Origin of the sequence: Streptomyces sp. NPDC057253 (assembly GCF_042669125.1) — a bacterium.
Classification (GTDB): domain Bacteria; phylum Actinomycetota; class Actinomycetes; order Streptomycetales; family Streptomycetaceae; genus Streptomyces.
In genome coordinates this window covers 23,057-43,022 of record NZ_JBHUXV010000083.1, presented here as the reverse complement: position 1 = coordinate 43,022, position 19,966 = coordinate 23,057, and the positions used below count along the sequence as shown (strand labels likewise).

General features: G+C 72.9%; 16 protein-coding genes. 3 read left to right on the top strand and 13 right to left on the bottom strand.

Annotated elements, in window-relative coordinates; genetic code table 11:
• Window positions 1-27 precede the first annotated feature (27 nt).
• The 9 genes from ACFULQ_RS34050 to rimP form a co-directional block, all read right to left on the bottom strand.
• On the bottom strand, window positions 28-981 hold the full coding sequence (locus ACFULQ_RS34050; protein ID WP_383551435.1) for a bifunctional riboflavin kinase/FAD synthetase: 954 nt from the start codon (window positions 979-981) through the stop codon (window positions 28-30).
• Between the two features lie 141 nt (window positions 982-1,122).
• Window positions 1,123-4,941: a serine protease gene (locus tag ACFULQ_RS34045; RefSeq protein WP_383551433.1), complete on the bottom strand. Its 3,819-nt coding sequence runs from the start codon at window positions 4,939-4,941 to the stop codon at window positions 1,123-1,125.
• 987 nt (window positions 4,942-5,928) lie between these two features.
• A complete protein-coding gene (truB, locus tag ACFULQ_RS34040; RefSeq protein ID WP_383551431.1) occupies window positions 5,929-6,834 on the bottom strand; it encodes a tRNA pseudouridine(55) synthase TruB in 906 nt (301 codons plus the stop codon).
• A complete protein-coding gene (rbfA, locus tag ACFULQ_RS34035; protein WP_020138838.1) occupies window positions 6,831-7,283 on the bottom strand; it encodes a 30S ribosome-binding factor RbfA in 453 nt (150 codons plus the stop codon). Before rbfA ends, truB begins: the two co-directional genes overlap by 4 nt.
• 32 nt (window positions 7,284-7,315) lie before the next feature.
• Window positions 7,316-7,609, bottom strand: a complete 294-nt coding sequence (locus ACFULQ_RS34030) for a DUF503 domain-containing protein (RefSeq protein WP_020122665.1) — start codon at window positions 7,607-7,609, stop codon at window positions 7,316-7,318.
• Window positions 7,610-7,743: 134 nt separating this feature from the next.
• On the bottom strand, window positions 7,744-10,695 hold the full coding sequence (gene infB / locus ACFULQ_RS34025; protein WP_383551428.1) for a translation initiation factor IF-2: 2,952 nt from the start codon (window positions 10,693-10,695) through the stop codon (window positions 7,744-7,746).
• 158 nt (window positions 10,696-10,853) lie between these two features.
• Window positions 10,854-11,138, bottom strand: a complete 285-nt coding sequence (locus ACFULQ_RS34020; RefSeq protein ID WP_383551426.1) for a YlxR family protein — start codon at window positions 11,136-11,138, stop codon at window positions 10,854-10,856.
• Window positions 11,139-11,253: 115 nt separating this feature from the next.
• Entirely contained in the window at window positions 11,254-12,249 is a 996-nt protein-coding gene (gene nusA / locus ACFULQ_RS34015) for a transcription termination factor NusA (RefSeq protein ID WP_383551424.1), read from the bottom strand.
• 2 nt (window positions 12,250-12,251) lie between these two features.
• Entirely contained in the window at window positions 12,252-12,749 is a 498-nt protein-coding gene (gene rimP / locus ACFULQ_RS34010; protein ID WP_383551422.1) for a ribosome maturation factor RimP, read from the bottom strand.
• Between the two features lie 176 nt (window positions 12,750-12,925).
• Between rimP and ACFULQ_RS34005 the strand changes: the two genes are divergently transcribed.
• From ACFULQ_RS34005 to ACFULQ_RS33995, 3 genes are all read left to right on the top strand, one after another.
• Window positions 12,926-13,486: a hypothetical protein gene (locus ACFULQ_RS34005; RefSeq protein ID WP_383551420.1), complete on the top strand. Its 561-nt coding sequence runs from the start codon at window positions 12,926-12,928 to the stop codon at window positions 13,484-13,486.
• Window positions 13,483-13,953 (top strand): ferritin-like domain-containing protein, encoded by a 471-nt coding sequence (locus tag ACFULQ_RS34000; protein WP_383551418.1) that lies wholly within the window; start codon window positions 13,483-13,485, stop codon window positions 13,951-13,953. The genes ACFULQ_RS34005 and ACFULQ_RS34000 overlap by 4 nt, the downstream gene beginning before the upstream one ends.
• A 168-nt stretch (window positions 13,954-14,121) precedes the next feature.
• A complete protein-coding gene (locus ACFULQ_RS33995) occupies window positions 14,122-15,018 on the top strand; it encodes an aminoglycoside phosphotransferase family protein (RefSeq protein WP_383551416.1) in 897 nt (298 codons plus the stop codon).
• Window positions 15,019-15,052: 34 nt separating this feature from the next.
• Here ACFULQ_RS33995 and ACFULQ_RS33990 read toward each other — a convergent pair whose 3' ends face one another.
• From ACFULQ_RS33990 to ispG, 4 genes are all read right to left on the bottom strand, one after another.
• Window positions 15,053-16,756 carry a proline--tRNA ligase gene (locus tag ACFULQ_RS33990; protein ID WP_383551414.1) on the bottom strand — a complete coding sequence of 568 codons (1,704 nt, stop codon included), beginning with the start codon at window positions 16,754-16,756 and terminating at the stop codon, window positions 15,053-15,055.
• Between the two features lie 219 nt (window positions 16,757-16,975).
• On the bottom strand, window positions 16,976-17,506 hold the full coding sequence (locus tag ACFULQ_RS33985; protein ID WP_383551412.1) for a GNAT family N-acetyltransferase: 531 nt from the start codon (window positions 17,504-17,506) through the stop codon (window positions 16,976-16,978).
• 128 nt (window positions 17,507-17,634) lie between these two features.
• Entirely contained in the window at window positions 17,635-18,483 is an 849-nt protein-coding gene (locus ACFULQ_RS33980) for a GNAT family N-acetyltransferase (RefSeq protein WP_383551410.1), read from the bottom strand.
• Between the two features lie 273 nt (window positions 18,484-18,756).
• Complete coding sequence (gene ispG / locus ACFULQ_RS33975; protein WP_383551408.1) at window positions 18,757-19,914, bottom strand: flavodoxin-dependent (E)-4-hydroxy-3-methylbut-2-enyl-diphosphate synthase; 1,158 nt, start codon at window positions 19,912-19,914, stop codon at window positions 18,757-18,759.
• Window positions 19,915-19,966: the final 52 nt, after the last annotated feature.

Genomic DNA, 19,966 nt, shown 5'->3' with positions numbered 1-19,966 from the left:
TGCCGGCCCCCTTTCGTGTGTCCGCGGTCAGTCCCGGGAAGCGCCCTCGATCAGCTCACGGCACCGCTGCACGTCCCCGCTCATCGCCTTCAGCAGCGCGTCCAGCGAGTCGAACTTCTGCTGTCCGCGCACATAGGCGAGGAAGTCCACCGCCACGTGCAGCCCGTACAGGTCGAGCCCGACGCGGTCGATGGCGTACGCCTCCACCGTGCGCTCGGTGCCGTCGAACTGCGGGTTGGTGCCGACGGAGATCGCGGCCGGCATCGCCTCGCCCTGGACGTGCAGCCAGCCCGCGTAGACGCCGTCGGCGGGGATCGCGGTGTGCGGGAGGGTCTCGACGTTGGCCGTCGGGAAGCCCAACTCCCGTCCGCGCTGGGCACCTCGGACGACCACGCCCTCCACCCGGTGCGGGCGGCCCAGGATCTCCCCGGCCCCCTCGACGTCCCCCTCGGCGACCAGGCGCCGGGTCAGCGTGGAGGAGAAGGGCTCGCCGCCGCCCGCCGCGCCGGACACGTACAGGTCGACGACCTCGACCTCGAAGTCGTACGTCTTGCCCTGTTCGGTGAGGAAGTCGACATTGCCCGCGGCCTTGTGGCCGAAGCGGAAGTTGGGGCCCTCGACGACCGCCTTGGCGTGCAGCTTGTCGACGAGCACCTTGACGACGAAGTCGGCCGGCGAGAGCTTCGAGAACTCGGTGGTGAAGGGGAGGATCAGGACCGCGTCCACGCCCAGGTCCGCCATCAGCTCGGCGCGGCGATGGTGCGGGGCCAGCAGCGGCGGGTGGCTGCCGGGGCGGACGACCTCGCTGGGGTGCGGGTCGAAGGTGACCACGACCGAGGGAACACCCAGCTCACGCGCGCGGTCCACGGCGTGCCGGATGATCAGCTGGTGCCCGCGGTGGACCCCGTCGTAGGAACCGATGGTGACGACGCTGCGCCCCCAGTCCTCGGGGATGTCCTCCAAGCCACGCCAGCGCTGCACTGTGACCGCTCCTCGTCGAACCCGTGTCCGTATTGACTCTCAAGACCTGCGCAGGTCTAAGGGTGCCATGCCGGGTGCCCGTGGCCCGCATCGGCATGGGGGCTGTGACCCGACGCACGCACATCCGGGGTGGCGCGGACGTCAGGCGGGGACCCGTGCGCCCGCGAGGTTCCCGATCATCCGCCGGGTGCTGGGCCCGACCACCGCCGCCCACTCGCGCGGGGCCTCGGCGAGCCAGCCGGCCACCAGCGCGGCGAATCCGGGCACGTGCCGACCGAGGTCGACGAGTCCGCGGTCGAAGCGGGTGGCGCCGTCCGGGGTGCGGACCAGGAGCAGGCCGATGCGGTGGACGAGGGCGCGGATGTCGGTGTCCGCGCGCGCGGCGGCCGCGGGCAGCAGGGCGGCCAGGACCGCGGGCTCCCGCTCGTGGTCGAGGAGGTGGTCGAGGAGTTCGTCGCGCAGCGGGCGGGAGGCGGGGGTGCCGGGGCCCGCGAGGACGGTCGCCAGCGCGGCCCGCACGCCTTCCGGGCCGCCGTCGAGGAGCCCGGTGACCAGCGGGAGGAGGACGGCCCGGGCGGCGGGCCCCTGGTCGAGGCGCCGGTCGACGTAGGCGGCCACGTCCCCGGCGGTCTCCGGGCGCCTCTCGACGACCTCCCGCACCAGCGCGGCCACCCGGCGGGCCAGGGCGGGCGTGGAGACGTCGGCGAGGGTGCGCAGCGCCTCCCCGGCGCCGGGCCGCCGCAGCCGCTCCCGGAAGGCGTCCAGGACCGGGCCGGGGTGGGTGGCGAGCGCGGGGACCAGCGCGCCGGGCGGGAACTGCGGGTCGCCGGCCGCGAAGTGCCCGAGCGCCTGCGGGAGATGACGGGCACGCGTGTGGGGATCGCGGACGAGCAGGGCGAGTGCGGCGCCGTGCAGGGCGGGGTCCTCGGGGCGGGCCAGCAGGGCGAGGGCGGCGTAGCGCAGCAGCTCGCGGTCGGCCTCGGTGCGCACGTGCGGGGCGGCCCGCAGTCCGTACGCCGCAGCGGCCACCCTCCTCGCCGGACGCTCGTCGTGGGCCCACCGGTCCACGGCCCGGCACACCGCCGAGGGCTCGTCCTCGGCCAGCACGGCGAGCAGTTCGTCGCCCCGCCGGTGCGCACACCCGACGAGCACCTCGGTGAGGTCGTCCAGGGCCCGGGTCCGGTGTGTGTGCAGCAGCGCCTGCGCGGCCTCGGCGACGGTCGCGTGCGGGGTCGCGGGCAGCGCCCGGTCGTCGTCGAACCAGCGGGTCAGCTGCGGCTGTACGGCGGCGGGGTCGACGGCGAGCAGCTCCGCAACGGCGTCCAGGAACCTCGGTCCGGGCTCCTGCGGGGGCCCGTCGGCGAGGACGAGCCGGCGCAGCAGGTCGAAGCGGGCGCCCTGCGGGAGCCGCAGGGCGGTCCAGAAGGCGGGGCCGAAGGCGGGCGGGACCGGTTCACTGCGGCGGCGCCCGGCCACGAGACGGTCGGCGAGCTGCCGCAGGACATCGGTGTACGGCGTCGCGTCGGGCACCCGCAGGAGGGTCTCGGTGAGGAGACGGGCGGCCCACCAGGAGTGCGGGTCGATGTCGAGGGCGTGGAGCAACTCCTCCAGCCGGTACGTCAGTTGGGGTGCGCCCTGCTGGCGGGCCACGAGGAGCAGGGCCTCGACGACGGGGCCGATGCGGTGGTGCGGGACGGGGAGGTGCCGCTGCGGGTCGGTGCGGCGGGGGTGGACCAGGGCGCGCAGGGCCTCGTCCAGGTCCAGGTGCATGCCCTGGATCCAGTCGGCGAGCTCCTCGTGGGCGAAGCGGTAGCCGCTGCCGGCGGGGACCAGGAGGCCCTCGGTGAGGACGGCGGAGGCCCAGCCGGTGCCGCCGAGCCGCTTCGGAGCCGGGCCCCAGGGGAACACCGCCTCGAACGCCGCGCGGTCCAGCTCGCCCTGGCCGGGGCCCAGGCTGCGGCGGGCGGCCTCGTGGACCTGCCCGGAGACCTTCGCGGCGAGCCGGCGCACGGCGGTGCCGCGCAGCCCGGTCGGGCCGGCCAGCCGGACCGCGACGCGCAGGCACATCAGGTCGAGGTAGGCCTCGAAGACCTGGTCGCGGTCGACGGGGGCGGGCGGGGTGTCGGGGAGGGCGGCGCGGACCTCGGCGAGCAGCCGGAGGGTGAGGGGGTGCCGGTCGTCGGGGGCGGTGAGGGTGCCGTCGGGGAGGGCGTAGCGGGCGCGGGCGCGGCGGGCCTCGTCGTCGGTGAGGTCGGCGAGGGGGACGCGGGGCGGGATGTGCCGGTCGGGGTCGCCGTACAGCAGGTCGGCCGGGAAGTCCGTGCCCTCCCAGTACTCCTCGCGGCACGCCACCACCAGCCGCGCCCCGGTCTCCCGCAGCCAGCGCGCCGTGCCCCGCGTCCACTCCGCGAGGCGGTGGGCGAGGACCGGGGGCATCTCCTCGGGTCCGTCGAGGAGGAGGAACAGGGGGCGGCCGGCGTCCTGGGCCAGCCGGGCCAGGCGTTCGGGGGTGAGGTCGCCCAGGTCGGCGGGGCCGGTGTCCGCGGAGGTCGCGACGATCCGGGCGGCCCTGGCGAGCGCGCGGCGCGCCGCGTCGGCCACCGAGTCGTCGGTGTCCTCCAGGTCGGCGCCGCGCAGCCAAAGGGTGGGGGCGGGGGCGGGGCCGCGGTGGCGGCGGGCGGCGAGGGCGGCGAGTTCCGTCGTACGGCCGCTGCCGGGCGGCCCGACGAGTCCGAGGACGGTGGCGGGGCCGTCGCTGAAGGCGGCGAACTCCCTTGCCGTGACACCTCGTTCGACCACCTCCGCCGCGTCCCCCCGACCCACGTGACCGGCCAGGGTGCCGGCCGGCCCGTCCTGCCCCACCGAGGTGGCGGTCAACTCCAGGACACCGGCGAGGTTGAGGTCGACGCCGTAGGCGGGGACGGTGAGCGCGTTTTCGGCGAGGAGGTGGGCGAGGGGGTGGGGGGTGGTGGTCTTCGCGGGCGGATTCGCGTGGCGGCTGAGGGCCGTGTGCTCCGCGGGAGGCTTCGCCTGGGGGCTGGGGACGGCACTCTGCGCGAGCGGGTTCGCATGAGGACCGGAGACGGCACTCCCCGCGAGGGGGCCACCGAGAGGACCCGGGCCTGTGTTCCCTGTCTGTGGGCCCCCGAGGTGACCTGGCCGAGTACTCCTGCCGAGCGGACCCCCGGGTGAGCCAGGCCCGCCGATCCCTGCCTGCGCACCCCCACGAGGACCGGGGCCAGCGTTCCCGGCCTGCGGGCCCCCGAGAGGACCAGGCCGAGTACTCCTGCCGAGTGGACCCCCGGGTGAGCCAGGCCCGCCGATCCCTGCCTGCGCACCCCCACGAGGACCGGGGCCAGCGTTCGCGGCCTGTGAGCCCCCGAGAGGACCAGGTCCGGCGCTCCCCGCCAGCGAACCTCCGAGAAGACCAGGAAGCGCCGGGCGGAGTGGGATCGCGTGGGCGGTGTCGTGGTGGCCGTTCTGGAGGGCGGTGCCGAGGACGGCGACGACCGCGCCGGTCCCGGCGTCGAGGACGGGGCCTCCGGCGGCCCCGCCGCCCAGTCGCAGCGCGTCCCGGCCCGCGGTGCCGATCGCCAACTCCAGGACACCGTCGAGGAGATGGAAGCGGTCGGTGGCCGTGTAGGTCACGGTGGCCGGGCCGAGCACCCGGGCCTCACGCCAGCAGCCGGCGGGCAGGCGCACATAGGTGCCGGGCTCGACGGTGTCACGCACGGACAGCGGCAACGGGTCCACGCCGAGGCCCTCGGTCCGCACGAGCGCCAGATCCCGCTCGGGCAGCGGCGTCACGTCGTCGGCGCTCACCACACAGCTGCGGTCACCGGCACGCAGTACGATCCGCGCCAGCCCGTCGACGACCTCGTGCCCGGTGAGGACGGTGCCGTGGTGATCGGCGGCAAACCCGACCCCGCGCAGCCGCCCGGCCAGGTCATACAGGCACACGAGATCGTCGTCCCGCCCGACCCCGCCCTCAGGACGCGGCGACCGACCACGAGCGTGCCGCGCCCGCCACCCCCGCCCCAGTGCCCGGGCCCCCACACACCCACTTCCGCGAACCTGCCCCCCGTCACCGCCCGCGCCACCCCCGCCAGAGCCAGCCAACACGGCGTCACCGCTCGCAAGGCCCCCACCCGAACCGTCCTCAGAGGCGCCGGCGCCCGCAAGGCCCCCAGCGGAACCGACCCAAGAGGCGCCACCGCCCGTGAGCCCCCCACCGGAACCAACCCCCAAGGCATCACCGCCCGCAGGACTCTCACCCGAACCGCCCCACACGCCGCCACCGGCCGCACCGGCCGTCAGGTCCCCACCCGAACCGACCAAAGTCCCGTCACCACCGGCGAGACCCCCACCCGAACCGGCCCCCACACCGCCACCGGCCGCACCGGCCGTAAGGTCCCCACCCGAACCGACCCAAGTCCCGTCACCACCGGCGAGACCCCCACCCGAACCGGCCCCCACACCGCCACCGGCCGCAAGGCCCCCGTCGGCGGCCCACACGGCGTCGCCCATCGCCACGCCCGCCTGCCCGGCCTGCCCAGCTGGTCCAGCCTGCCCGGCCGACCCAGCCGACCCAACCGACCGACCAACCTCCCCCGAACCCCCACCACCCCATCCCCCGCCCTCCCCCGCGGAGCCAACCGCTCCGCCGACGGAGTCCCCCCCTGCCGTCATGGTCGAGCCTTCCCGCCGTACGCACGTTCCTGTTTTCGACGGTAGGTGCGGGGTGATCAGCGGGACAGATCGCGTGGTGAACGCGCCCCCTTCCACACCCCCGGTTCACTCCGAGCGCCTGCCCGCGCGGGTGAATGGAAAGGGACGGGCGGATACACCCTAGGGGTGGGGGAACCGAGGGGGGACCGTGGAGCGGCGGCACAACCCCGTGATCGCCGCTCCACGGGCAAAGTCAGCCCCGGTGCCCCCGAAGGAGCCTCAGCCGAAGACGGCCAGGCTCTTCGCCTTGCCCTTGTGCTCCTCGACCAGCGCGAGGAAGACGCCCTCGGGGTCGAAGACGGCCACCGTGCCGACGCCTGCGTACTCCTCGGGCATGTCGAGCCGTACGCCGTTGGTGAGCAGCTTCGCCCGCCGCGCGTCGACGTCCCAGCGCGGGAAGGCGGCCGCCGCGGCCTCGCCGATGGGCATCACCGTCAGCTCCTGCTGGAGCTGGTCGAGCGTCCGGGCCGAGTCCAGCTTGTACGGGCCCACGCGCGTGCGGCGCAGCGCCGTCAGATGGCCGCCCACGCCCAGGTCCGCGCCCAGGTCACGGGCGAGCGCCCGGATGTAGGTACCGGAGGAGCAGACCACCGACACGACCAGGTCGAGGACCGGGGTGCCGTCCTCGGCGACCGCGTCGCGGACGTCGTGGACCGCGAAGGACGAGATCCGCACGGGACGGGCCGGGATCTCGAACTCCTCGCCCTCACGCGCCCGCTTGTACGAGCGCACCCCGTCGATCTTGATGGCGCTGACCTTGGACGGCACCTGCATGATGTCGCCGCTCAGCTTGGCGATCCCGGCGTCGACGGCCTCCCGGGTGACCTTCGAGGCGTCGGCCGACCCCGTGATCTCGCCCTCGGCGTCGTCGGTCAGGGTCGTCTGGCCGAGCCGGATCGTGCCCAGGTACTCCTTCTCGGTCAGCGCGAGGTGCCCGAGGAGCTTGGTCGCCTTCTCGACGCCGAGGACGAGCACGCCCGTCGCCATGGGGTCGAGGGTGCCGGCGTGTCCGACGCGGCGGGTCCGCGCGATCCCGCGCATCTTGGCGACCACGTCGTGCGAAGTGAAGCCCGACGGCTTGTCGACGATGACAAGGCCGTCGGGCGTCCGGTTCTTCTGGGTCATTCGGCGGCGTCGTCCGTCTCGTCCTCGTCGCCCGGCTTCCGGTACGGGTCGGCCTCGCCGGCGTACTTGGCGCCGGCCGAGACCTCGCGCACCTTCTCGTCGGACTGGCGGGCCTTGTCGAGGAGGTCGTCGATGGTCTTGGCGGTGTCGGGCAGCGCGTCGGCCACGAAGGTCAGCGTGGGGGTGAACTTCACGCCCGCCGCCGCCCCGACCGCGGAGCGGAGCACGCCCTTGGCGCTCTCCAGTCCGGCGGCCGCGGCCGCCCGCTCCTCCTCGCCTCCGTACACCGTGTAGAAGACGGTCGCCTCCCGCAGGTCACCGGTGACCCGGGTGTCCGTGATGGTGACGTGTGAGCCGAGCCGCGGGTCCTTGATCCCGCGCAGCAGCTTCTGGGCCACCACCTCTCGGATGAGGTCCGCCAGCCTCTTGGCGCGCGCGTTGTCGGCCACTGGTCCGTCTCCTTAAGTACTTACTTGTTGCTTCAGTCTTCGTCGCTGTGGAGCCTGCGTCGAACCGAGAGCAGTTCCACCTCGGGCCGCCCGGCGACCAGCCGCTCACAGCGGTCCAGTACGTCGGTGAGGTGTCCCGTGTCCCCGGAGACCACCGCCAGCCCGATCTCGGCCCTGCGATGGAGGTTCTGGTTCCCCGTCTCCGCCGCGCTCACCGCGTACTTGCGCTGGAGCTCGGCCACGATCGGACGGACGAGAGAGCGTTTCTCCTTCAGCGAGTGCACGTCACCGAGGAGCAGGTCGAAGGACAGAGTCCCCACATACATGTGTGTCCGGATGTCCCGCCGGTTCGGGGTACGGGCGCCGCGTCGACGCCGATACGGGAACCGTACACGCAACGGCCGGGGCCGATCGACGGATATTACGTCCGCCGACCGGCCCCGATCGCGTGCTGTGACGGTCAGCCTCGCGGCTTCTCGCGCATCTCGTACGTCGCGATGACGTCGTCGATCTTGATGTCGTTGAAGTTTCCGAGGTTGATACCGCCCTCGAAGCCTTCGCGGATCTCGGTGACGTCGTCCTTGAAGCGGCGCAGGCCCTCGATGTTGAGGTTCTCCGCGATGACCTTGCCATCGCGCAGCAGACGGGCCTTGGTGTTGCGCTTGACCTCGCCGGAGCGGATGAGAACACCCGCGATGTTGCCCAGCTTGGACGAGCGGAAGACCTCGCGGATCTCCGCCGTACCGAGCTCGACCTCTTCGTACTCCGGCTTGAGCATGCCCTTGAGGGCCGCCTCGATCTCCTCGATCGCCTGGTAGATGACCGAGTAGTAGCGGACGTCCACGCCCTCGCGCTCGGCCATCTGCTGTGCCCGCCCGGCGGCGCGCACGTTGAAGCCGATCACGATGGCGTCCGAGCCCATCGCCAGGTCGATGTCCGACTCCGTGACCGCACCGACGCCGCGGTGCAGGACGCGGATGTCGACCTCTTCGCCGACGTCCAGCTGGAGCAGGGAGGACTCGAGAGCCTCGACGGAACCAGAAGCGTCACCCTTGATGATGAGGTTGAGCTGCTGGACCTCGCCGGCCTTGAGCACCTTGTCCAGGTCCTCGAGCGAGACACGGCGCGTGCGCTTGGCGAAGGCCGCGTTGCGCTCGCGGGCGGCACGCTTCTCGGCGATCTGACGGGCCGTACGGTCCTCGTCGACCACCAGGAAGTTGTCGCCGGCACCCGGGACGTTGGTCAGACCCAGCACCTGGACCGGAGTGGACGGACCGGCCTCGGCGACGTTGTTGCCGTTGTCGTCGAGCATGGCGCGGACACGGCCGTAGGCGTCGCCCACGACCATCGTGTCGCCGACCCGCAGGGTGCCTCGCTGCACGAGGACCGTCGCCACGGCACCGCGACCGCGGTCGAGACGGGACTCGATGGAGATGCCCTGCGCGTCCTGGTTCGGGTTGGCCCGCAGGTCGAGCGAGGCGTCCGCGGTCAGGACCACGGCCTCCAGCAGGGAGTCGATGTGCAGACCCTGCTTGGCGGAGATGTCGACGAACATGGTGTCGCCGCCGTACTCCTCGGCCACCAGGCCGTACTCGGTCAGCTGACCGCGCACCTTGGTCGGGTCGGCGCCCTCGACGTCGATCTTGTTGACCGCGACGACGATCGGGACGTCGGCCGCCTTGGCGTGGTTGAGCGCCTCGACCGTCTGCGGCATGACGCCGTCGTTGGCCGCGACGACCAGGATCGCGATGTCCGTCGACCGGGCACCACGGGCACGCATGGCGGTGAACGCCTCGTGACCCGGGGTGTCGATGAAGGTGATCGCGCGGTCCTCGTCGTTGACCTGGGTGGAGACCTGGTAGGCACCGATGTGCTGGGTGATGCCGCCGGCCTCGCCCGCGATGACGTTCGTCTTGCGGATGGCGTCGAGGAGTCGGGTCTTACCGTGGTCGACGTGACCCATGACGGTCACGACCGGCGGACGGACGACCAGGTCCTCGTCGTCGCCCTCGTCCTCGCCGAACTCGATGTCGAAGGACTCGAGCAGCTCGCGGTCCTCCTCCTCGGGGCTGACGATCTGAACCTCGTAGTTCATCTCGCCCGCGAGGAGCTGCAGCGTCTCGTCGGAGACGGACTGCGTGGCCGTGACCATCTCGCCGAGGTTCATCATGACCGCGACGAGCGACGCCGGGTTGGCGTTGATCTTCTCCGCGAAGTCGGTGAGGGAGGCACCGCGCGACAGGCGAATGGTCTCGCCGTTGCCGCGAGGCAGCATCACACCGCCGACCGACGGGGCCTGCATGGCCTCGTACTCCTGGCGCCTCTGCCGCTTCGACTTGCGACCGCGACGCGCGGGACCGCCGGGACGACCGAAGGCGCCCTGCGTGCCACCACGGCCACCGGGACCTCCGGGACGACCGCCGCCACCGGGACCGCGGCCACCGGGGCCACCGCCGCCGGGACGCGGGCCGGCAGCCGGACGCTGCGGCATCATGCCGGGGTTGGGACGCGGGCCGCCGGGGCCGCCGCCGGGACGGGGACCGCCCTGCGGACGGGGCATGCCGCCCGGGCTGGGACGGGCGCCGCCCGGAGCCTGCGGACGGGGACCGCCCGCCGCGCCCTGGGGACGGGGACCGCCCTGGCCCTGACCCTGCGGACGCGGAGCGCCGCCGGGAGCGCCTCCGGGGCCACCCGGGCCGCCGGGACGCGGGGCACCGCCCGGACGGGGCGCCTGCGGGCGCGCCATGCCGGTGGAGCCACCAGAGGTGAACGGGTTGTTGCCCGGACGGGGACCGGCCGGACGGGCACCGGGACGCGCGCCCTGGCCGCCCGGACGCGGAGCGCCGGGACGGTCGGCGCGGTCACCGCGGCCCTGGCCGCCCTGACCGGGACCGGCGGCCGGACGCGGAGCGCCGGGACGCGGGGCCTGCTGGCCGGCCGGACGCGGGGCGCCCGGACGCGGGCCGGAGCCCTGGCCCTGGGAGGCCGGCGCGGCGGGAGCCGACGGCGGCGCGGTGAACTCGGGCGTGGTCGGAGCCGGGGACGCCGGCGCGGGGCGCGGCGCGGGCTTCGGGCCCGGGGTGGGACGGGGGCCGGGAGCGGCCGGCGCGGCGGGAGCCGCGGGCCTCTCGGCGGCGGCCGGCTTGGGGGCCGGCGGGCGCGGGGCGGCCGGACGGGCGGCCTGCGCGGGAGAGGGGGCCGCCGGACGTGCCGGGGCGGCCTTGCGTGCGGGGGCGGCCTTGCCGCCTCCGTTGCCCTGCTGGAGGGCGTCCGTCAGCTTACGGACGACGGGCGCTTCGATGGTCGAAGACGCCGAACGGACGAATTCACCGAGTTCCTGGAGCTTGGCCATGACGACCTTGCTCTCAACCCCGAACTCCTTGGCGAGTTCGTATACCCGGACCTTAGCCACTTCGCTCCTTTTAGGTCCGGGTGCGTCCGGACCGTCGCTACTTCATGGGCGTACTCATCGCGTGCTCATCGAGTGCTCATCGCAATCTCGACCTACTTCCAACTCGCGGGGTACCAGGGCCGCGCGGGGGTTCCGCACGACCTTCCTTACGGTGTTGCCTACCGGCAACTGTCTGTCTGCTCGACGTACTGGCGCAACGCGTTTGTGTCGAGCGCTCCCGGGGCGCGCAACGCCCGCGTGAACGCCCGGCGGCGTACCGCCTGATCGAGACAGACCAGGGCGGGGTGGATGTACGCACCCCGGCCGGGCAGCGTACCGCGATGATCGGGGACGCATGCGTCCTTGATCGCCACGATGCGCAGCAGATCGGTCTTGGCCGCTCGCTGCCTGCATCCCACACAGGTGCGTTCAGGGCATGCGCGGGCGTGCGTCCGGCCAGACACTCTTAAGTCTACCTCCCCGTACCGACCTCACCCCTTGGGGGCAGGGATCGAACGGTTGTTGTCGTGATCTCAGCGGCGTTCGGCTTGGATCTATTCCTCAGCCCTGTTCCGCGTCCTAGCGCTCCTGCTCAGCGCTCTGCTCGGTGTCCGGCCGGATGTCGATGCGCCAGCCGGTGAGCCGGGCCGCGAGCCGGGCGTTCTGCCCTTCCTTGCCGATGGCGAGGGAGAGCTGGTAGTCGGGGACGGTCACGCGCGCGGAGCGGGCGGCCATGTCCACCACCTCGACCTTGGAGACCCGGGCCGGCGACAGGGCGTTCGCCACCATCTCGGCCGGGTCGTCCGACCAGTCGACGATGTCGATCTTCTCACCGTTCAGCTCACCCATGACATTGCGCACCCGGCCGCCCATGGGGCCGATGCAGGCGCCCTTGGCGTTCAGGCCCGAACGGGTGGACCGTACAGCGATCTTGGTGCGGTGACCGGCCTCACGGGCGATCGCGGCGATCTCCACGGACCCGTCGGCGATCTCCGGCACCTCCAGGGCGAAGAGCTTCTTCACCAGGTTGGGGTGGGTGCGCGAGAGGGTCACGGACGGCCCGCGAACGCCCCGCGCCACCCGTACGACGTACGACCGCAGCCGCATGCCGTGCGGATACGTCTCCCCGGGGACCTGCTCCTGCACCGGCAGGATGGCCTCCAGCTTGCCGATGTCCACGAGGACGTTCTTCGGGTCGCGGCCCTGCTGGACCACGCCCATGACGATGTCGCCCTCACGTCCCGCGTACTCGCCGAGCGTCGCGTCGTCCTCGGCGTCGCGCAGCCGCTGCAGGATGACCTGCTTGGCGGTGGTGGCGGCGATCCGGCCGAAGCCCGAGGGGGTGTCGTCGAACTCGCGGGGCTCCTGGCCCTCCTCGAGGTCGTCGGGGTCCTCCTTCGCCCACACGGTCACATGGCCGGTCTCCCGGTTGAGCTCCACGCGCGCGTGACGGCGGCTTCCCTCGGTGCGGTGGTAGGCGATGAGGAGGGCCGACTCGATCGCCTCGACCAACAGGGGGAAGGAGATCTCCTTCTCCCGTACCAAGCCCCGCAGGGCACTCATGTCGATGTCCACGGCTACGCCTCCTCTTCGTTCTTGTCCTTGCGGTTGAACTCGACCTGCACACGCGCCTTGTCGATGTCGGAGAAGGCGATTCTGCGGGCGGTGGCCTTGCGGCCCTTGACACCGGGGACCTCGAGGTCGAGGCCTTCGTCGTCCACGGTCAGGATCCGGGCGACCAGTTCGCCGCCCTCGGTCAGCTGGAACTTCACCAGCCGGTCCACGGCGCGCACATAGTGCCGGTGCTCCTTGAGGAGCCGCTCGGCGCCCGGGGTGCCGACCTCGAGGGTGTACTCCCCCGCACCCATCGCGTCGCTCTCGTCGAGCTTCGCCGAGAGCTCGCGGCTCACATCGGCGATCTGGTCCAGGTCGGCACCGGTGTCGGAGTCGACGACGACGCGCAGCACTCGCTTTCGTCCGACGGAGTCCACTGCGATCTCTTCGAGATCCAGGCCCTGGGAGGTGACGAGCGGTTCCAGGAGCTCTCGCAGCCTCTCGCTCTGGGTGGTGCTCATCCGGGTGACTCCTCGGCCGCGTGTGCTGTTGTGGGTAGGTCGCGTGTCTGGTCAAAGGGTATCCGGTCGCGGGGGGTGTTGCCGTCCAGGTGACCTCGGATGCGCGGGTACCGTGATCGCCGGCGGGCCCGACCTCCCGCCCGTGTGTTCGTACGAGCTTCCCGAGGACGTCTGTCGTGTCGTACCCCCCTCCGCCGCGCGTCCCCTCCGGGCCGCGCAGAAGATCCCTGCTCGCCACGGTCGCCGGCGGCGCCCTGCTGGCGGGCTGCTCCGACGGCGCCGGAAGCGGCGAGGAGACGACCGCCGGCAGCCCGTCCGTGGTCGAGCGGGCACGCGCGCGTGCGGCGCGGGACAGCCGCGGGATCGTCGAGCGGTACGACGCCGTCCTGGCCGCGTATCCGACGCTCGCGGAGCGGATGGGACCGCTGCGGGCGGAAGCCGTACGCCATGCCGAGGCGTTCGGCGAGACGGCCCCGAAGGCCTCCCCCGGCCCGTCGGACAGCGCCTCCGGCACACCGGGCGGCGCCTCGCCGTCGGTCGCCTCGCCCGCGCCGTCGGTCACCGTGCCCGCGACCGAGAAGGAGGCCCTCGCCCAGCTCGCCGCCGCCGAACGCGCGCTCGCCGACCGGCGGGCCAGGGCGCTGCTTGAGGTGCCGGGCGAGCTGGCCCGGCTGCTGGCCTCGGTGGCGGCGGCCGGCGCGGCCCACGCCTACCTGCTGACGGAGGGTTCCCGATGAGCGAGAAGCGTGAGCTGGAGGCCCTCCAGGAGGCGCTGGCCGCCGAGCACGCGGCCGTCTACGGCTACGGCGTCGTCGGCGGCCGGATCCGCGAGGGCCGGCGCTCGGAGGCCATGGCCGCCTACGACTCCCACCGGGCCCGCCGGGACGCGCTGGTGCGCGCGGTACGGGGCCTGGGCGGGACGCCGGTGGCCGCGGCGGCCGGGTACGCGCTGCCCTTCCCGGTGCCGGACTCGGTGGCGGCCGTACGGCTCGCCGCGGTCCTGGAGGACCGGGTGGCCGGGGTGTACGCGGACGTGGTCCGGGCAACCGAGGGCGAGCGGCGGGGCACGGCCGCCGAGGCACTGCGGGAGGCCGCGGTGCGGGCGGTGCGCTGGCGCGGCGGCAGCGTAGCCTTCCCTGGGCTCGCGGAGCGGGCGGGCTCGGCCTCGCCCCACGGCGTGACACCGCACTCGCCCACGGCGTGACAGGACAGTCGCGAACGGGCGGGACACGGCAGTCGCGATCAGCGCGGCACCGCAGCCGCGAACAGGCAGGACACGGCAGTCGCGAACCCGCGGGACACGGCATCGCCCGCAGAGGGGCACGGCAATCGCCTACGGCGGGACACGGCATCGGAAAGGGACGGCTCGCGCATGGCTTTCGAACCCCCGCAGCGGCTGGTACGGGCGCTCGCTGAGAGCGCCCCGGACGGTGACGCCTGGGTGGAGAAGCTGCCCGAGACGACCCGGGAGGCCGTCGCGCTGCGGCAGTTGACCGTGGAGCGGGTTCAGGTGCCGGGTGGGCGCAGCAGCCTGGTCGTGCTGGTGCGCCTCGCCGACGGCACCCCCGCGGTGCTCAAGCTGGCCCCGCCGCGGGCCCGGCCGGAGGCGGAGCGGGCGGCCCTGGCCCACTGGGGCGGGCTGGGGGCCGTACAGCTGATCGAGTCCCCCGCGACGGAAGGGGTCCTGCTGCTGGAGCGGCTGCATCCGGATGTCTCCGTGCGGTCGCTGCCGGAGGCGAAGGCGTGGCTGGAGGCGGCGGGGACGCTGCGGCGGCTGTGGGTGACGCCGCCCGAGGGGGCCGTCTTCGAGACGGTCGCCGAACGGACCGGGCGGCAGGCCGTGGCCATGCGGGGCGCGCCCGTTCCGGCGGAGGTGGCCGGACTGGTGGACGCGGCGCTCTCGGCCCGGGAGGAACTGCTGGCCGCGCCGCCCGAGGCGCGGTTGCTGCACGGGACGTTCCGGCAGAGCAAGGTGCTGGCGGGTGAGCGGGCTCCCTGGCTGGCGGTGGGGCCGGATCCGGTGGTCGGGGAGTGCGCGTTCGACCTGGCCCGGCTGGTACGGGACCGGGTGGAGGACCTGATCGCCTCACCGTCGGGGGCGTCGACGACCCGCCGCCGGGTCAAGCGGCTCGCCGAGTCCCTGGACGTGGACCAGGAACGGCTCCGGGGCTGGACGCTGTTCCGGGCCGTGGAGTCGGGCGTCCGGGCACTGCGGGTGGGCCGACCCCGGGACGCGGAGCTGCTGCTGGAGTTCGCCGGGTGGCTCTGACGTAGGGGGCAGGGTGGCCCTGCCCCCTACTCCCCTAGGCGCTCAGGCGGGCGATCGCCTCGTCCACCGTCAGTTCCTCGCGCTCGCCGGTACGGCGGTCCTTGAGTTCCAGGACGCCCTCGGCGGCACGGCGGCCCGCGACCAGGATCTGCGGGACGCCGATGAGCTCGGAGTCGGTGAACTTCACGCCCGGGGAGACCCCGGCGCGGTCGTCGACGAGGACCCTGAGGCCCGCCGCGCGCAGCTTCTCGGAGACGTCGAGGGCGAGTTCGATCTGGAGGGCCTTGCCCGCGGCGACGACGTGCACGTCGGCCGGGGCGACCTCGGCGGGCCAGCACAGGCCCTTGTCGTCGGCGGTCTGCTCGGCGAGGGCGGCGACCGCGCGGGAGACGCCGATGCCGTAGGAGCCCATGGTCACGCGGACCGGCTTGCCGTTCTGGCCGAGGACGTCGAGCTTGAGGGCGTCGGCGTACTTGCGGCCGAGCTGGAAGATGTGGCCGATCTCGATGGCGCGGTCCAGCTTGAGGCCGGTGCCGCACTTCGGGCACGGGTCGCCCTCCTGGACCACCACGACGTCGACGTACTCGTCGACCTCGAAGTCACGGCCGACCAGGACGTGCTTGGCGTGGGTGCCCTCCTTGTTGGCGCCGGTGATCCAGTCCGTGCCCGGGGCCACGCGCGGGTCGGCGATGTACTTGACCTTCTCCCCCAGGCCCTGCGGACCGACATAGCCGCGGACCAGGTCGGGGCGGCCCGCGAAGTCCGCCTCGGTGACCATCTCGACGGCGGCGGGCGCGAAGTGCGCCTCGACCTTGCCCATGTCGACCTCGCGGTCACCGGGGACGCCCACGGCCACGATCTCGCCGTCGACCTTCACGAGGAGGTTCTTGAGGGTCGCGGAGGCCTCGACGCCGAGGTGGGCGGCGAGGGTCTCGATGGTCGGGGTGTCCGGGGTGGGGATCTCCTCGAGGGCCGGGACGTCCTGCGCGTCCACCGGCTTCAGCTCGTACGTGATCGCCTCGGTGTTGGCCGCGAAGTCGCAGTTCGGGCAGTCCGCGAAGGTGTCCTCGCCGGCCTCGGCGGGGGCGAGGAACTCCTCCGACTTGGAGCCGCCCATCGCGCCGGCGGTGGCGGCGCAGATGCGGTAGTCGAGGCCCAGGCGCTCGAAGACCTTCTGGTAGGCCTGGCGGTGCAGCGCGTAGGACTGGGCCAGGCCCTCGTCCTCGGTGTCGAAGGAGTAGGAGTCCTTCATCAGGAACTCACGGCCGCGCAGGATGCCGGCCCGCGGGCGGGCCTCGTCACGGTACTTGTGCTGGATCTGGTAGAGGATGACCGGCAGGTCCTTGTAGGAGGACGCCTGGTCCTTCACCAGCAGGGTGAAGATCTCCTCGTGGGTCGGGCCGAGCAGGTAGTCGCCGCCCTTGCGGTCCTGGAGCCGGAACAGCTCCGCGCCGTACTCGTCCCAGCGGCCGGTGGCCTCGTACGGCTCGCGCGGCAGCAGGGCGGGGAGCAGGACCTCCTGGGCGCCGATCGCGTCCATCTCCTCGCGGACGATCCGCTCGACGTTGGCCAGCACCTTCTTGCCGAGCGGCAGCCAGGACCAGATGCCGGCGGCGGTGCGGCGGACGTATCCGGCGCGCACGAGCAGCTTGTGGCTGAGGACCTCGGCGTCCGCCGGGTCGTCGCGCAGCGTCTTCGCCATCAACTGGGACATGCGCTGGACCGGTGCGTTCGCCATGGTTCTCGTACTCCTGCCGGGAAAGGGTGATGGCTGGGGATGCCCGGCACCTTCCCGCCGTCCGCCGGGAGGGCGGGCCGCGCGGAATCCGGTGCGGGTGATCGCTGGGCTCCGGAGCCACCCTCGACGGGGATCCCCCGCGCGAGTTTATTCGAGCGCGGGACGAGGTCGGGCACCCCCGACGAGGTTAGCCGGGGGCCCGGTGCCGGTGGAAATCCGTCAGCGGCGGCGCAGCGGCAGGGGGGCGCCCATCACGGCGTACGGCTTCGGGGCGCTCGGGAAGAGGACCTGGCGGGCGAGGTCCTGGTAGCCGAGGGAGTGGTAGAGGCCGCGGGCCGGGCTGTCGGTGTCGATCGCGGAGAGGATCGAGCGGGGCTCGGTGGCGCCGTCGGTGATGGTGGTGATCAGGGACCGGCCGATGCCGCGGTTCTGGTGGTGGGGGTGGACGTGCAGCTCGGTGATCACGAAGGAGTCGTCGAGCCAGAGGTCGTTGTGCTGGGCGCGGAGGTAGGGCTCGACGACGGTGGACCACCAGTGGGTGCGGTCGTTGGGCATGCCGTACACGAATCCCACGAGGGCACCGTCGACGCTCGCACCAAGGGCTCTGGCACCCGGATAGGTCATGTGCCGCAGCACGATCTGACGCCGGACCGCCACCTCGTCGGCACCGAGCCCGAACGCGATGGCCTGCACTGCGAGGGCCTCGTCCACGTGGGCGGATAGGTCCAGGGGGCCGATGACGAGGTCCATGCGGGCAGGGTACAGGGGGGTGTTGGGCGTGCGCCGGGGGCGGGGGTTGCGTCGGGTGCGGCTGTCCGGGGGCCGTTGTTTCCGCGCGATCCCCGGCGGGCGGGGCTGGCTGCGCCGGCCGTACGCCGTCAGAACAGCACGCTCATGAAGGCGCCGACCTCCTGGAACCCGACCCGCGCGTACGTCCGTCGCGCGGGGGTGTTGAAGTCGTTCACGTAGAGGCTCACCACGGGGGCCACGTCCGCGAGGGCGTAGCGCAGCACCGCCGCCATGCCGGGGGCCGCGACACCCCGGCCCCGGTACTCGGGGGCCACCCAGACGCCCTGGATCTGGCAGGCCCGGTCCGTGGCCGCGCCGATCTCGGCCTTGAAGACGACCTTGCCGTGTTCGTCGAGGCGGGCGAAGGAGCGGCCGGAGCCGACCAGTTCGGCGACGCGGGCCTGGTAGAGCAGGCCACCGTCGCCGGCCAGCGGGGAGACGCCGACCTCCTCGGTGAACATCGCCACGCAGGCCGGCATGATCGTCTCCATCTCGTCCTTGCGGATGCGGCGGACGTACGGATCCGGGGCGACCTCGGTGGACATGCGGTCGGTGACCATGAGGGGCTGGTGGGCGCGGACCTCACGGGCCGGGCCCCAACTGGGCTCCAGCAGCCGCCAGAGCTGTGCGGTGGGTTCGGCGGGGCCGACTATGGAGGAGCAGCGCCGGCCGGCCCGCCTGGCCCGGTCGGCGAAGGCGCGGACGGCTCGCGGGGTCGCGCAGATCGGCACGAGGTTGGCGCCGGCGTAGCAGAGGGACGTCAGCATGCCGTCCTCGTACCAGCCCCACATCTCGCCGCCGAGGCGCCATGGGTCGAGGCCGGCCACCTGCACCCTCGACGTCACGAAGGCGTTCGCGACCGGCTCACGGTCGAGGACGGCGAGCGCGGCGTCCAGGTCGCTCGGTTCGAGGACCCGGGAGGTCGTCTGGGTCAACACGGGCGGGGCCTCACGGTGGGGTCTGCTGATCTCCGCACTGTACCTGCGGAAGCTGAGCCGTGCCGACCTGTGTTGTGGTGCCGGTTGGTTGTGAGGCGCGCGGTGCTTCTGGGTGCCGTCCCCCTGGGGGCTGCCGCCCCCAACCCCCCGCTTCGGCCCTGAAGGGGCCTCGTCCTCAAACGCCGGACGGGCTGGGAGGTCTGAACCGGCATGAAGAAGCCGAGGCGCCCCCTGGAGGACGGGACGGGTAGGGGCGGCGGGGGCGAGAAAGATCTAGCCCGCCACCGACACCGACGGCTCGCCCGACTCCACGCCCGCGTCCTGCATCTGCTCGGCGATCTTCATCGCCTCCTCGATGAGGGTCTCCACGATCTTGGACTCGGGGACCGTCTTGATGACCTCGCCCTTGACGAAGATCTGGCCCTTGCCGTTGCCGGAGGCGACGCCGAGGTCGGCCTCGCGGGCCTCGCCGGGGCCGTTGACGACGCAGCCCATGACCGCCACGCGGAGGGGGACCTCCATGCCGGTGAGGCCGGCCGTGACCTCCTCGGCCAGCTTGTACACGTCCACCTGGGCGCGACCGCAGGAGGGGCAGGAGACGATCTCCAAGCCACGCTGCTTGAGGTTCAGCGACTCCAGAATCTGGTTGCCGACCTTGACCTCCTCGACCGGCGGAGCCGAGAGGGACACCCGGATGGTGTCGCCGATGCCCTGGGAGAGGAGGGCACCGAAGGCGACGGCCGACTTGATGGTGCCCTGGAACGCCGGGCCCGCCTCCGTCACCCCGAGGTGCAGCGGGTAGTCGCACTGCGCGGCGAGCTGCTTGTACGCCTCGATCATGACGACCGGGTCGTTGTGCTTGACGGAGATCTTGATGTCGCGGAAGTCGTGCTCCTCGAACAGCGAGGCCTCCCACAGCGCGCTCTCCACCAGCGCCTCCGGGGTCGCCTTGCCGTACTTCTGGAGCAGACGGCGGTCGAGGGAGCCCGCGTTCACGCCGATGCGGATCGGGGTGCCGTGGTCGCGCGCGGCCTTCGCGATCTCCTTGACCTTGTCGTCGAACTGCTTGATGTTGCCGGGGTTCACCCGCACCGCCGCGCAGCCCGCCTCGATCGCCGCGAACACGTACTTCGGCTGGAAGTGGATGTCCGCGATCACCGGGATCTGCGACTTGCGCGCGATGGTCGCGAGGGCGTCGGCGTCGTCCTGCGTGGGACAGGCCACGCGCACGATCTGGCAGCCGGAGGCCGTCAGCTCGGCGATCTGCTGGAGGGTGGCGCCGATGTCGGACGTACGGGTCGTCGTCATCGACTGGACCGAGACCGGGGCGTCACCGCCGACCGCGACGGTGCCCACCTGGATCTGCCGGCTCTTGCGGCGCTCGGCAACCCTGGTCGGAACGGACGGCATGCCGAGAGAAATCGCAGTCATCTGCTGTGCAACCCCAAGTCGTGGATCAAGGCCCAGGTCCCGTCAGCGGCGG